General features: G+C 57.7%; 20 protein-coding genes. 17 read left to right on the top strand and 3 right to left on the bottom strand.

Going from position 1 to position 11777, the window contains the following annotated elements:
* The first annotated feature begins 53 nt into the window (after positions 1 to 53).
* Positions 54 to 1811, top strand: a complete 1758-nt coding sequence (locus P0D89_RS47620; RefSeq protein WP_408369235.1) for a phosphoadenosine phosphosulfate reductase domain-containing protein — start codon at positions 54 to 56, stop codon at positions 1809 to 1811.
* Between the two features lie 203 nt (positions 1812 to 2014).
* Positions 2015 to 2737 carry an SOS response-associated peptidase gene (locus P0D89_RS47615; protein WP_408369197.1) on the top strand — a complete coding sequence of 241 codons (723 nt, stop codon included), beginning with the start codon at positions 2015 to 2017 and terminating at the stop codon, positions 2735 to 2737.
* A gap of 25 nt (positions 2738 to 2762) precedes the next feature.
* Here the strand turns inward: P0D89_RS47615 and P0D89_RS47610 are convergent, their stop codons facing one another.
* A complete protein-coding gene (locus P0D89_RS47610; protein WP_408369199.1) occupies positions 2763 to 3053 on the bottom strand; it encodes a hypothetical protein in 291 nt (96 codons plus the stop codon).
* A gap of 238 nt (positions 3054 to 3291) precedes the next feature.
* Between P0D89_RS47610 and P0D89_RS47605 the strand changes: the two genes are divergently transcribed.
* The 15 genes from P0D89_RS47605 to P0D89_RS47535 all read left to right on the top strand — a co-directional run bounded on the left by P0D89_RS47605 (position 3292) and on the right by P0D89_RS47535 (position 10024).
* Positions 3292 to 3741, top strand: a complete 450-nt coding sequence (locus P0D89_RS47605) for a site-specific integrase (protein WP_408369201.1) — start codon at positions 3292 to 3294, stop codon at positions 3739 to 3741.
* Between the two features lie 336 nt (positions 3742 to 4077).
* Positions 4078 to 4314 (top strand): type II toxin-antitoxin system Phd/YefM family antitoxin, encoded by a 237-nt coding sequence (locus P0D89_RS47600; RefSeq protein WP_408369203.1) that lies wholly within the window; start codon positions 4078 to 4080, stop codon positions 4312 to 4314.
* Complete coding sequence (locus P0D89_RS47595; RefSeq protein ID WP_408369205.1) at positions 4311 to 4706, top strand: type II toxin-antitoxin system VapC family toxin; 396 nt, start codon at positions 4311 to 4313, stop codon at positions 4704 to 4706. Before P0D89_RS47600 ends, P0D89_RS47595 begins: the two co-directional genes overlap by 4 nt.
* Positions 4707 to 4996: 290 nt before the next feature.
* Positions 4997 to 5320, top strand: a complete 324-nt coding sequence (locus P0D89_RS47590; RefSeq protein ID WP_408369207.1) for a hypothetical protein — start codon at positions 4997 to 4999, stop codon at positions 5318 to 5320.
* Positions 5321 to 5332: 12 nt separating this feature from the next.
* On the top strand, positions 5333 to 5530 hold the full coding sequence (locus P0D89_RS47585; protein ID WP_408369209.1) for a hypothetical protein: 198 nt from the start codon (positions 5333 to 5335) through the stop codon (positions 5528 to 5530).
* Between the two features lie 87 nt (positions 5531 to 5617).
* Positions 5618 to 6022, top strand: a complete 405-nt coding sequence (locus P0D89_RS47580; protein WP_408369211.1) for a hypothetical protein — start codon at positions 5618 to 5620, stop codon at positions 6020 to 6022.
* A gap of 13 nt (positions 6023 to 6035) precedes the next feature.
* Positions 6036 to 6317 (top strand): hypothetical protein, encoded by a 282-nt coding sequence (locus tag P0D89_RS47575; protein WP_408369213.1) that lies wholly within the window; start codon positions 6036 to 6038, stop codon positions 6315 to 6317.
* A gap of 41 nt (positions 6318 to 6358) precedes the next feature.
* Positions 6359 to 6859, top strand: a complete 501-nt coding sequence (locus P0D89_RS47570; RefSeq protein WP_408369215.1) for a hypothetical protein — start codon at positions 6359 to 6361, stop codon at positions 6857 to 6859.
* 226 nt (positions 6860 to 7085) lie between these two features.
* Entirely contained in the window at positions 7086 to 7301 is a 216-nt protein-coding gene (locus P0D89_RS47565; protein ID WP_408369217.1) for a hypothetical protein, read from the top strand.
* Between the two features lie 224 nt (positions 7302 to 7525).
* A complete protein-coding gene (locus tag P0D89_RS47560) occupies positions 7526 to 8116 on the top strand; it encodes a hypothetical protein (protein ID WP_408369219.1) in 591 nt (196 codons plus the stop codon).
* 69 nt (positions 8117 to 8185) lie between these two features.
* On the top strand, positions 8186 to 8521 hold the full coding sequence (locus P0D89_RS47555; protein WP_408369221.1) for a hypothetical protein: 336 nt from the start codon (positions 8186 to 8188) through the stop codon (positions 8519 to 8521).
* Between the two features lie 19 nt (positions 8522 to 8540).
* The gene (locus tag P0D89_RS47550; protein ID WP_408369223.1) at positions 8541 to 8900 is read left to right on the top strand and encodes a hypothetical protein; all 360 of its coding nucleotides are present in this window, start codon (positions 8541 to 8543) and stop codon (positions 8898 to 8900) included.
* A gap of 301 nt (positions 8901 to 9201) precedes the next feature.
* Positions 9202 to 9477: a hypothetical protein gene (locus P0D89_RS47545; protein ID WP_408369225.1), complete on the top strand. Its 276-nt coding sequence runs from the start codon at positions 9202 to 9204 to the stop codon at positions 9475 to 9477.
* A 13-nt stretch (positions 9478 to 9490) separates the two neighbouring features.
* A complete protein-coding gene (locus P0D89_RS47540; RefSeq protein ID WP_408369227.1) occupies positions 9491 to 9667 on the top strand; it encodes a hypothetical protein in 177 nt (58 codons plus the stop codon).
* 33 nt (positions 9668 to 9700) lie between these two features.
* Positions 9701 to 10024, top strand: coding sequence for a hypothetical protein (locus tag P0D89_RS47535; RefSeq protein ID WP_408369229.1), 324 nt, complete (start codon positions 9701 to 9703; stop codon positions 10022 to 10024).
* A 160-nt stretch (positions 10025 to 10184) separates the two neighbouring features.
* On the opposite strand, the gene P0D89_RS47530 is transcribed toward P0D89_RS47535, so the two are convergent.
* Both P0D89_RS47530 and P0D89_RS47525 read right to left on the bottom strand, forming a co-directional pair.
* Positions 10185 to 10346 (bottom strand): hypothetical protein, encoded by a 162-nt coding sequence (locus P0D89_RS47530; protein WP_408369231.1) that lies wholly within the window; start codon positions 10344 to 10346, stop codon positions 10185 to 10187.
* Between the two features lie 535 nt (positions 10347 to 10881).
* Positions 10882 to 11496 (bottom strand): hypothetical protein, encoded by a 615-nt coding sequence (locus P0D89_RS47525; protein WP_408369233.1) that lies wholly within the window; start codon positions 11494 to 11496, stop codon positions 10882 to 10884.
* Between the last annotated feature and the right edge of the window lie 281 nt (positions 11497 to 11777).

The raw sequence follows: 11777 nt of genomic DNA, 5'->3' as shown, positions 1-11777 counted from the left end.
ATGGAACGTGACATTTTCGCCCTGATGGAGCGCGCGATTTCGTCGATGCAGTCATATATCGAGCGGGGTATGTTCTCGCGGCCGGACTAAGCGGTGGCAAAGACAGTACTTGCGCGATGGTCCTGATGCTTGAAGCGGTAAGACGGTCGAGACAGGCAAAACCAGACGTGAAGCACTACATCACGTCTGCGGATACAACCATCGACAACCCAAGCACCGCCAACTTCCTTCATTCTCTGCTGGAAGAGGTGACGATGTTTGTCGACGACTCAGGCTTGCCCGTCGAAGTACACCTCACCCAACCGTCGCTTGCATCGCAATTTGTGGTGCAGACGATCGGTCGCGGAACCCTGGTCAGAACGCCTGAAAATGGAGTTCGCAACGGCAAACGCATGAGGCAGTGCGCCGATTCCTGGAAGGTTCAGCCGCAAGGCAGGCTTCGCGCGCGTCTGGAGAAGAGCGCTGAAGTGGCTGGTGTGAGAGAGGTGATTTCGGTGATCGGGAATCGCCTCGACGAAAGCCAGTCCAGAAGCATTGCGATGATTGCCAGAGACGAACAGGCAGAGGTCGCTACCAGGCAGGCCTCGGGCTCATTGTCACTGTCGCCTCTGAGAGACTGGACCAGCGATCACGTCTGGGAGATGCTGGGTTGCCTTGCTGACCCGTCGATCCTGCCGTTTCCGAGTTCGTTGGCGCCTTCGACGATCACGAAGCTATCCGACATCTACCGCGCGGGCAACGGCGGCGTATGTGGCGTTGTGATGGGCGAGAGTGGGGCGCGCGCTGCCTGTGGTTCCAGGTTCGGCTGTGCTTTCTGCTGCGTTTCAGGCGATCGCGACAAGTCGATGGAATTCATGGTGCAGGAGGCTGAACACGCGCATCTGAAACCGCTGAACGACTTTCGAAACTACCTCCTCGCCATCCAATGGGATCTATCCCGTCGTGAGCTGGTTGGACGGACCATCAGCGAGGCGGGATACACGCGAATTCAGGCCGACACCTACCGTTCGGGCGAGCGGCTGAATATGCTGAGAATGATACTGACGATTGACGCCAACGAACGAGAGCGGGCGGATGTTCACTCGGGAGAGCTGGCGTCGGGACTCATCCCTGACACGGAGCACAACCGCGAACTATGCGAGCCGCAATTTGAGTTCGTGACGCCGCAGCAACTCGTGGCGATTGACTTCTTTCTGTCGATGCATCACTACGCGCCGCATGCATTTCCCGCGCTTTCCGTCTGGCACGATGTGAATGTCCTCGGTCGCAGGTATCCCGTGCCTCACATCGAGCCAATGCCCAAGACCGACATCGTGTTGCACGGATGGTATCCGGCGGGGCAGTACGATCAGGATGCACCGTCCACGGGGCTTCGTGATTTCGATGCGGAGCAGTGGAACCGCTATCTGCATCCGGAGCGACCCAGTCGATATGCCAGAACCACAGGCGGCGAGCAGACGGTGTATTTCGAGGAGGCCGCGCAGTTTGAGGTCGACGCTGAGGCCGCGTGTGTGTTTGTGACATGTACGTATGACACGGCATTCATGCTGGAAACGCAGAACCGCGATGCAATCGAATCAGCGCGTTTCTGGCTCAACGAAGGGATCGTAAAGCTGCCGGTCGGAATGGCGCAGCGGTATCAGGACATGGCGAAACGGGGGCAGTATTTCAGCAGGCTCGCGCAGCGCCTCAACCTCACTCCGCATGAGCTGGACGCGCACCTTGTCGCGAACTGCATCAGCGAGGGTGGGCATCAGGCTCGCGTCCGCCGCGATGCGCCGCAGCTTGACCTGTTTGCAGTAGCCGCGTGACGCGGACAGTAGATCTATCGACATCCCCGGGCTAACCCCCGGGGATTTTTTTTACGTTGCGTATATTTGGTCGGGCGGGGCAAGCCCGCTGCCCCACGTCTGTCGCGTTTCCAGATGTAATGGCCTGACCGCCCGAGTGGGCCTTCGGGTCGGTCCGCGCAGTATCATGTCCTGAATGTCCGAACCCAGCCTGAGGGGAACCCATGTGCACGAGCTACGAATCGAATCCGGTTGTGCGATTTGAGTCATTCAGCCTCTTTCCCGAGCCGCACTTCGACTATCCTCGCGAGATCTACAAGGATTACACCGCGCCAATCGTGAGGCGCGTCAATGACGCATTTACTACCGACCCCGCCACATTTGGAATCGTGCCTCGCAGACACATTCCCGATGGCGTAAAAGTGTTCGACACCATGAACGCCCGTGCCGAGTCGATCGGGCAGAAGCGCAGCTTTCGCAGCGCCTGGACGAAGCTTCAGCTATGTCTTATTCCTACGGAACGGTTTTACGAGCCGGATTACGAGACCGGCAAGGCGGTGCGCTGGCGCATCGGCCTTGCATCAGGCGAACCGCTAGCGATCGCAGGTCTATGGCGTTCGTGGAAAGAGCCAGACGGTGCCGACGCGCTCAGTTTCACCATGCTGACAGTGAATGCCGACGAGCATCCGTTGATGAAGAGGTTTCACCGACCGGGATCGGAAAAACGCTCAGTGGTGATTGTGCCTTCCACTGAATATGAATCGTGGCTGGCGTGCCGCAATACAGATGAGGCGTACTCGTTTCTCCGGTTGTATCCGGCCGAAGCATTGTTTGCCGAACCGTATCCGCTGCCACCACGCACTGTCAGAACCGGCACGAAGGATTCCAGAGCGATAACGGATACGACCGTATCGGACGGGCAGGGGTCGTTGCTCGCGGACGGCTGAGGGCGGCCAGAACGGGTGCTGCCCTTCAGTCGGCTACTTCAGCCGGCGGGGCATCGAATGCCCACGCGCTCAGCGACGGCCGGTGTGTGAACCTGGGTTGGCGAAACTTTTCTTCGATCTGACCGACGAACCATGCGTCGACATTAAACGGTTGATCCAATCCGTCTGGCTCATCGGCGCTCAGGAAAACGCCCCGCAGTTCGTCGCCAGCGAGAAATACGACCGCACCGTCCGCCACGTCGGCCGTCGTTGAGTGAGGCTCGTCGCGCAGCAGCATGCGCAGATCGGATACTGTCTGCTCGAAAGTCCGTTCCATGTTGCGTCTCCGAAAAAATGTGTCGGCAGCATTGTTCGTACCGCGAAAGCGCTGACGTCACTTTACGCGTTGCGCGCGATGCGCGAGCGACGGTTCAAGCCGCACCTATTTTGCGCCGTCCGACACACCCGGTCTGGTTTTCCGAGGACGCGAGGAAGTACGGGCGTCTGCGGGCCGTTTTGGCGTTCCGAGCGCGATACTGCATCAGAATGCGCTACCCCTACACGCACATTCCGATATGGCAAAAGCTCCGGTTATTGAGAAGCATCAGTTCGCTCATATGGTCAAGGTCGCCGCCGTAACTGGTCAATCTCCCCAGCGCGACGTGGCACTGCTCGCAGTCGCATACGGGCTTGGATTGCAGCCAAGCGAGACTGCTCGGCTTCTGGTGTCTGACTACCTAAATGCAGACGGATCGGTACGGCGTGACAGCGTGTTGCGTGCCGAGGCAGCGTTCAACGGCAAGGAACGGGACCTCTACTGGGTGGCTCGATACGTCACACATTCACTCGATGCCTACCTAGCCTCGCGGATAGCGCGCTGGCACGGCGTCACAACCAGGCCGCAGGCGTACCGTGGCCTGGACAACGCCGGTCCACTTTTTCTCGCGGCGACTGGCACGCCGTTGCTTTTCACGCGGCGGCACACGTCCACCGGGAAGATCAGCTACTCGTGTGAGAGTCTGTAACATCTACCGCCATTTGCATCATCAGGCCGGAATCGAAAGCGGCTCAGCGAGTGCAGCGCGACGCACGTTTGCGGTGAACCTCCGCAGGAGCGGTGTCGATCTCGATACGATCCGTGGCTTGCTTGGGTTGAGCAGCTTGTCGGCAGTGAAGCGGATCGTAGACAGCGATCCCGTGCGCCTTGGCGCTATCGTGGCGCGGGTCATTTGATTGGCCTGATAAACCTAAAGACGGTGCCGGTTGGGGCCGTTAACACGTTTGCGCTTCGCCACAAATGACTTGCGCCGATAGTCACATTTGCTATAATAATGACTATGGGTAATGACTATAGGTGAATCATGGACGGCAATCAGGTTTCCAAGTCCGAATTCAAGGCCAAAGCTCTTGAGTTCTTCCGGCAGGTCGAAGCCTCTGGTGAAAGCGTAATCGTCACCGATCACGGCAAGCCCGCGATCGAAGTACGCACTTATCGGGGTATCGAACGCGACCCGCTGGACGTGCTTCGTGGCTCGGTGGTGCGCTATGACAACCCCACGGACCCGGTAGCCGAGGCTGAGTGGGAGGCAGCGCAGTGATCGTTCTGGATACGCACACGCTGGTGTGGTGGGTGGCCGGCGATCCGACGCTGAGCAAGAAGGCGAAAGCCGCCATCGAGCGCGAGCTTGTCGGCGGCGAAATCATCGTATCCGCAATCTCCGCGTGGGAGATTGCAATGCTTGTTGAACGCGAGAAACTGGTCCTGTCGATGGACGTGGGAAGTTGGCTCGCAACGGTGTCGGCTATCGAAGCGGTGCGCTTCATCCCGGTCGATCCCGAAATCGCAGTCAAGTCTGTTGAGTTGCCAGGCGAGTTCCACAAAGATCCGGCAGACCGGATGATTGTGGCAACCGCGCGCAAGCTAGCAGTCCCGCTGGTGACGAAGGATGAAAAAATCCGCGCCTACGCGCACGTGAAAACCATTTGGTAAAACGGAAAAGCTCTGTAAGTTCGTGGAGCGTGTCATGGTCACGATTGGACTTCGAATGAACGGGCGGGACCTGGAAGCAGAGCTGACGGCAGGCCTCCGCGTAATCGTTCGCGAAAGAGACGTGGCCGAGGTCGCATATTCTTTGGGCGAGGCGTTCGCAGCTCTGCTTCCTCACGGACCTGAATATGTACTCCGCGCAATCGTCGATGACGCGATCCGTGCGTTGATGCGAAAGCGCGCCGAGCCAAACCAACCTGGAAAGGCCGGTGTGGCCGGCGCAAGGAGAAGCGATGGAACACGAAGCACTCCACGATGCAATCCAGAATGCGTTTGACGTACTCGCCGCGCATGACGGCAGGATCGAAGACGAGCATCGCGCTCTCGTTGCTGGGCTGATCGAGCGATGCGAGATTGCCGCGATGAACACAGAAGCCGACCTTGGACCGTGGGAGCGCAGAGAACTCGGTTTGGCTCGTGCGGCACACGCAGCTGGCTGGCTTCGCTTGTCCTTGACTGCGGCGCATAAGGCGTTGCAGGTGAGCGAGTTGCCGAGGGATCAATACGATTACGGCTGGAACTACAGCCAGCATCAGATTGAAAAGTCTGCTGATTGACCGGAAAAGAGCATGTCTGAAGTCGTAGCTGAAAGCGAGTGGAAGCAGGATTCGCCCTATGGGTGGTCGCATGCGAGCGGCTGGACGATCGGCCGCTACGTCGTCTCGGGCGTGTCATCTTTCATGCTCTGGCAGAGCCGGGAGCACCAGGGGCGATTCGATAGCCTTGAGGAGGCGCAGAAGCAGCATGCGGCGCTTACAAAGGAATAGCGGCCCCGGCCTCATGACAAGAAAAACATACGGCGCGCGAGCGCCCCGCTCGCTGGCCGGTAGCCGGCATAAGAAAATGGAACAGCTATGCCGTTCGTGAAACTCCCTTCTGGTAGCGCCTCACTCGCCCCCAAAGGATATACGTACGTCGCGACTGACGCGATCGTTCGCGTCACTCCGCGAGTCGATGACCCGTCGAGTCGAATCACCCTGGCAACGCCAGTTGGTTCGCCAAAGAGCGCCGATGCGTTCTCGACAGCGCCGCTTGCGAGCCTGCTTGAAATCCTTGGCCCGCATATCAAGGTTGAGTTCCGATACCCTCATCAAACTGACGAACGAACCAGCTACGTCCGGTTGAACTGCATTGCCCATGTGCTGCCCACCGACATTGCCGGTGGCGTTCTGCGTGTACATCTCACTAACGGCGAGGAAATTCCGGTGGCGAGTGAGGGTCCAATAATGGCGCATCTGGACGGCGCGCGAAGCCTCTGAAAAGGACTATCGGATGACATTCCAACGAGAAGTAAGAAAGCACCTTCGCACGCCCGAAGAAATCGAAACTGAACGACTTGAAAGCGTCCTGCACCTTCAGGTTGACTGGCACGAAACCGGCCGGTTCACCTTGAAGGAGGGGCGTCCGGGTCGCTGGAGCGATTGTCTCGACACGATGGCGCTTGTAGCGAACGACGACAAAGGGGAGTTCTACCGCGCCGTGGCCATTCGACTGGCGCGCCTCGCTACGCAGGGTGTGCCCTTTGTTTTCAATGACGTGACGTACGACCGTTGAGTCGGAAAAGCGGCTAATTCATAAAGGAAGGAGGCTGAATCTTGGCAACGCTGTGGGTAATGATCGGCGCGATTACGGCAGCAATTATCGCGAGAGGGGTAAAGATCTCCGAATTCAGGCAAGCCTGGATCAACGAGCTGCGTTCGGATATCACGGAGTATGTGACCAAAGCGCACGAATGGATTGAATTCTATGAAGACTTCAACGCCGAGGGCAGCCAAGAGAAGAAAGCTGAGCTGGCACCTGCGCTCCATCAATTTAAATACGATGCACTTCACTATCTGAATCGAATCAAACTTCGCTTCAAACCTAATGACGTTGACGGCAATCGACTACTTGAAAAGCTTGGGGATTTGCTCGATCCTGGAAAACTTGTCCCGCCTAATCGATACACGAGTTGGCGCGCGTTGGCCGACTTGGCAGTCTTCGACACTCGCACTTTGTTGAAGGAAGAGTGGGAAGCGACAAAGAATCCGCTCCGTAAGCAGATTCAGTGGTTGCAGGGAGTCCACCAACAGATGCGGAAAACAACCGAAACGTGAAACGCTCTAGTCGAATTCGCCGCCAACGTAACACCCTCGCGTTGATGCCGAGAGGTAAGCGTAGGGTCTCGATCGTTGGTCGGAAGATCTTGTGTGACATTCGCCGAGTAGTCGCGACCCACATGGTCGCCACGCGTGCACGGCAGTAACGCTGGCTGAACGTAACGGAAAAGCAGTGGCGCGCGCTGCGCGCACCGCGACGGCCGGATGCCGATTGGAAGCTATCATGGGTAAGCAATACCTGACGGTCGTCATTGAGCTACCGGACGATCAGGAGCAGCGGAACGCTGTGAAGAAGGCTTTGCCTCTGTTTGAAGACTTTCACGGTGGATGGGTCACGGCGATGTATCTCGGGGACGCAATTACAGAGAACGAACTGTTCGAGAAAGAGGCAAAAGCGAAAGTAACGGCGCGGGTGCGACGAACCGCAGCCGGTTTGTGAGAAGGGAAAGCCGCCTCGGCGGTCAACAAGGAAAACATCATGACAGCGCAAAACGTCGAGCAATTGCGGGATCGGCTGGCAAGAGCCGAGTCAGAACGGGATACTTGGCGAGGAAAGTCTGAGCATCACTACAAGATGGCGTGTGCTCTGGTGGAGGCTCTGCGTAAGCAACTCGTTGCAGCAGAGTCTTCCCAGCCCTGAAACACCGGAAAAGCGGAGCCAATATGTTGAAACAAAGACTTGCGTTCATGCTGCCACTGGTGATCCTTGCCGCTTTGAGCGGATGTTCGTCCATACAATCGTCGGTTGGGAGCGGCGAGCATGTCATGCTCAGGGAGCAGGCGCCGTTCGTAGTCCAAGTCCGCACTCCGTCGCCGGGCCTGTCAGCGATTGTCTATGAACTGGCAGTCCAGGAACTTGGCAAATCACTTGATATTGCTGAGCGTGGACCAGGTAAGGGCGTCATTGAGGTCATGTTCTCCAGCCGCGACGACAACGCTTTTTTGGGCTCGTCTACGTCATCCTCGACTGCGCAAACTTATGGTTCGGGGTGGTACACCGGAAACACTGTCTATGGTTCCGCGTCAACGACCAGTGTCGCAAATACGGTCAGTTCAGGTGCCACGTTCACCTGGCAGAACAGCACGATACTCGTGGTCGTGCGCGACAAAGAGGGACGCAGACTTTACACCGCCGACTACGACTACAAAGGCGGATGGGAGTTATCCGGCTGGGTCGTCAACACGCCGGAAGAAGCTGCTCGTCTTTGCATTCAACGAGTGCGCAAGCAAATGGCAAAAGATGGCGTCATCTGACGAGATCGAACGAAATCGGGAAAGCGTCCGTCGCCCGCTGCTGCGCAAGCATCTACTAATTAGCAGACCATGACCATTTCGACTCTCTACACCAGTACAGAAATCGCCGCACGGCTCTTGCCGGACGCAGATGATTGGACCGCAAGGCACGTTGCAACAGCAGTAGAAGAACTTGCGGCTTGGCGTGTCCAGCGGCATCAGCTTTCGGCAAAGATCGACCGGAAGGCCGTTGTTAAGGAAGTGCGTGAAATGAACATGTCGATCGACAGTTGCGACCGCATCGTTGCGCAGTTGGAGCAGGTATTTTTTGTTTGCGAGTGGACCATGCCGAACTTCGATGCGGCCCTCGCGGGGTTTCAGCTGACGACGTTGCTGAAACTCGATCTATCAAAATCGGTTAGCTGACCATCGGAAAAGAGAGAATATGGACAAGTTTGACATGGCAGTCGCCCAGAAAAGCCTGTGGTCGAAGTACCCGGTGACTGATGCAACACTCGACGGCTCGGGGTTTGGTAGTGGATCGCATATCGCAATTCATTGCGTCCCGGAGTCGACTGGCCTAGCGGTATGGTACGAGCGTAGCCTAGAGGAAGGCGACAGCCGAGGCCTGCCTGAATTTAAGAATGGACGTTACCTTCTGCGCTTCTTTTCCGAAGCGGCGAAATTTGATGCGATCGAATTCGCGGTGAAGGTCGCAAACATCGTTTCTGAACCGGAGAAGCTGATCATGCAGTTCGACATGCACGCTCGCGACGGTTCGCTTGAAATGGTCCCGAAGAAATAGAACGGAAAAAACGATGAAACTCATGATTGATGTAGGCCAGTTCGCGGCAGCTGACGATGACGAACTCATTGATTTGGTGAACCGCGCTCTCGCGGGCGACCACGGCGATTAATGTGCTCCGTGACTCGGCTGAATCCCGCAAGATGCCGTCAGGCGAACCGTTAGATGACGCCAGCGTGCAGCTGCACTTCGACGCAGCGGATACGCTCGAAGAGTCCTTGTCGGACCTTCGCGACCACGAGTAGGAAAAGCCGGCCGCGCCGGCACACAGAGAATCTGCACGAGAGGAGGTAGGGAAATTATGGCAATCGACAAGCTAACCGACGCACAATTGATAAATACCACCGTCGCAGCGATGGCACCTTATCGATGTGTTGCAGAAGTCGGTGACTACAGCGCAAGGTTTGGGTTCGCCGTGTACTACGGCGAGGATGAAGACGAGCGTCAGGTATTCGAGTCTCCTCGCAGGGAAGTTCGCCGAGCGACCGACCTCATTGCTGCACTGAACGACGCTCGACATCGCATGTCGGCGCTCGGCGTCAATTTTGCTCCGTGGGACAATAAAATTCGCAGTTAGACGGGAAAAGACGATGCCGACATTGACTACAGCACTCGCGCTGCGGGCGGCGATTAATGTGCTCCGCGACTCGGCTGAATCCCGCAAGATGCCGTCAGGCGAACCGTTAGATGACGCCAGCGTGCAGTTGCACTTCAACGCAGCGGATACGCTGGAAGAGTCCTTGTCGGACCTTCGCGACCACGAGTAGGAAAAGCCGGCGGAGCCGGCGCAAGGAGAGGCAATGGAACACACAGCACTCTACGATGCCATCCAGAAAGCGTTTGACCTACTCGCCGCAAATGACGGCAGGATCGAAGACGAACATCGCGCTCTCGTTGCTGGGCTGATTGAGCGATGCGAGATTGCCGCGATGAACACCGATGCCGAATTTGGACCGTGGGAGCGCAGAGAACTCGGTTTGGCTCGTGCGGCGCACGCAGCTGGCTGGCTTCGCTTGGCCTTGACTGCGGCGCATAAGGCGCTGCAGGTAAGCGAGTTGCCGAGGGATCAATACGACTACGGCTGGACCTACAGCCAGCATCAGATTGAAAAGTCTGCTGATTGACCGGAAAAGCTTTAACCGCGGCAGCGGCCCCGCTGCGCGGGGTGTTGGCCGGCCAGGTTAGCGGCCATTTTTAAGTATCGGGAGAGCCATGAAACGGACGCTCGAATACACCCTTTGCCGTACCCGCAACAATGCGCCGCTGGTTACGCTCGATTTTTCGTCACGCACGGTCGATGTAACGGTTAAATGCGGTCTCGTCGTCGTAAAGTGACTTCGTAATCGTGTCGTCGGCCCAGTCGATCAGGCGCTCGATCACCGCGGGTTTAGACAGGCTGAAGTGCGCGACCAGCCGTTCCAGCGCGAAAAACTGGGTGCCCTTCAACGTCAGGTTCAGGCGTCGCTCGCCAGAATCGGTGTCCTGCGCGCGTGGAGGGCGCCAAGTATCGCAGCCACGTCCGAAGGATCGCAAGCTGGCTGCGTGGCCCGTGGCATCCCCTCAAGCTCGCGTCGCGCCTGCGCCAGCTCTCCCCGCAGCCGCTCGCACTCCCGTACCAGGGCGTCATGGGCCTCGTCAGGGGGCGGGATGTTTTTCGTTACTGTTACGTTAATTAATGTCGCACGCTGCCGCTCCCGGTATGCAGCCTGACGCTGCCCGCCGGTCATCGCATCCGGCTTTCGCGGTCGTCCACGGCCGCGCTTGACCTGCTCTGTCTTAGGTTTGGCCGTCATATTATTCGTAACGTCACGCATATTAGACTCGGATCGGATCGACGGGGTCTATTTTACGTCACTGTGACGAATACAAAAGGGCCAGGCTGCTATTCGATTTGCCTTTCGTCAGGTCGTGGCTTTGCTACACGCTTCCTTCAGACCCCGCCTCGCGACGACGCCCTTGCGTTCGCTAGTCCTTCGCCCCATCAGGCTGGACAGGGGACTTCCACCCCCAAGCTGTTGCGCATGCTCGGCTTCCCATGGCTCAACATAAGGCGCATTCGGGAGCGCAATTCTTCAGGTGACAAGGCAGCGAATGCCGGATCGTCCACCAGAATCTGGACCGTGGCAGCCCCACCGCCGCCGGCCGCACGGTCGGGTCCGCCAACGAGGGTTACGTGCAGTTGACGACCGTCTTCGAAAATAATAATGGCCTTGGCTTCGTCGGTGATTGAACACGATGCTATGTTCACCTGTTCCGCCGGATGGTCGGACCAGGCGTGTAGACGTGCCCACTGAGTCCAGTTACACGGACATCGCGTCGATGGCAGATCGAGATAGCCGGCGCTTTCAATCATTGACAGGAACGCGGCGCGAGCCGCCGCGACCATGCAAGATTTCCGCTCCGTCCCTTGCGCGTGGCGGAAGTGCGGGCGACGTTTGAACTTGGTTGCGCCGGCCTTCACGGCAATGAGAGGTGAACCGCAACTCGCGCATCGGCAATTGCAGGCAGCGCCGTTCTCCGCCGCGCTTAACTCGAAGATATAACGAGGCTTTCCCGTTGCCTCGTCCGATGCCCACGCCATGACGTGTTCGTTCATGGTCTGTTGCCGTGCTGGGCGACGCGGCGATCAGTAATGCTCCAGTTTGACCTGCCCGATGATGTCCGGTCCGTCATATTGTCCCATTTGTTCGTTTCTTATGAATCTAGCAACTGCTGGTTAGTGAAAAAATCCGGGTGGCTGCGGCCATAGCGTGCGCGCGCCGTCTGCGACTGTCCCGGATCGACCCAGAACAGACTTCAAGATTTGTCCAAAGCAGCCATTCAAGCGTTCCCGCGGGTTCTGTACGGAGGGCACGACCAGACCAGTGAACCCTGATC

The sequence above is a fragment of the Paraburkholderia sp. RL18-085-BIA-A genome, from assembly GCF_046027075.1.
Classification (GTDB): domain Bacteria; phylum Pseudomonadota; class Gammaproteobacteria; order Burkholderiales; family Burkholderiaceae; genus Paraburkholderia.
The sequence above is the reverse complement of the archived record's forward strand: the minus strand, read 5'-3'. Positions and strand labels throughout refer to the sequence as shown.

Coding starts and splice junctions, on each gene's coding strand:
- P0D89_RS47615 (WP_408369197.1), top strand. CDS start 2,015: ATGTGCACGAGCTACGAATCGAATCCGGTTGTGCGATTTGAGTCATTC.
- P0D89_RS47610 (WP_408369199.1), bottom strand. CDS start 3,053: ATGGAACGGACTTTCGAGCAGACAGTATCCGATCTGCGCATGCTGCTG.
- P0D89_RS47605 (WP_408369201.1), top strand. CDS start 3,292: ATGGCAAAAGCTCCGGTTATTGAGAAGCATCAGTTCGCTCATATGGTC.
- P0D89_RS47600 (WP_408369203.1), top strand. CDS start 4,078: ATGGACGGCAATCAGGTTTCCAAGTCCGAATTCAAGGCCAAAGCTCTT.
- P0D89_RS47590 (WP_408369207.1), top strand. CDS start 4,997: ATGGAACACGAAGCACTCCACGATGCAATCCAGAATGCGTTTGACGTA.
- P0D89_RS47585 (WP_408369209.1), top strand. CDS start 5,333: ATGTCTGAAGTCGTAGCTGAAAGCGAGTGGAAGCAGGATTCGCCCTAT.
- P0D89_RS47580 (WP_408369211.1), top strand. CDS start 5,618: ATGCCGTTCGTGAAACTCCCTTCTGGTAGCGCCTCACTCGCCCCCAAA.
- P0D89_RS47575 (WP_408369213.1), top strand. CDS start 6,036: ATGACATTCCAACGAGAAGTAAGAAAGCACCTTCGCACGCCCGAAGAA.
- P0D89_RS47565 (WP_408369217.1), top strand. CDS start 7,086: ATGGGTAAGCAATACCTGACGGTCGTCATTGAGCTACCGGACGATCAG.
- P0D89_RS47560 (WP_408369219.1), top strand. CDS start 7,526: ATGTTGAAACAAAGACTTGCGTTCATGCTGCCACTGGTGATCCTTGCC.
- P0D89_RS47555 (WP_408369221.1), top strand. CDS start 8,186: ATGACCATTTCGACTCTCTACACCAGTACAGAAATCGCCGCACGGCTC.
- P0D89_RS47550 (WP_408369223.1), top strand. CDS start 8,541: ATGGACAAGTTTGACATGGCAGTCGCCCAGAAAAGCCTGTGGTCGAAG.
- P0D89_RS47545 (WP_408369225.1), top strand. CDS start 9,202: ATGGCAATCGACAAGCTAACCGACGCACAATTGATAAATACCACCGTC.
- P0D89_RS47540 (WP_408369227.1), top strand. CDS start 9,491: ATGCCGACATTGACTACAGCACTCGCGCTGCGGGCGGCGATTAATGTG.
- P0D89_RS47535 (WP_408369229.1), top strand. CDS start 9,701: ATGGAACACACAGCACTCTACGATGCCATCCAGAAAGCGTTTGACCTA.
- P0D89_RS47525 (WP_408369233.1), bottom strand. CDS start 11,496: ATGAACGAACACGTCATGGCGTGGGCATCGGACGAGGCAACGGGAAAG.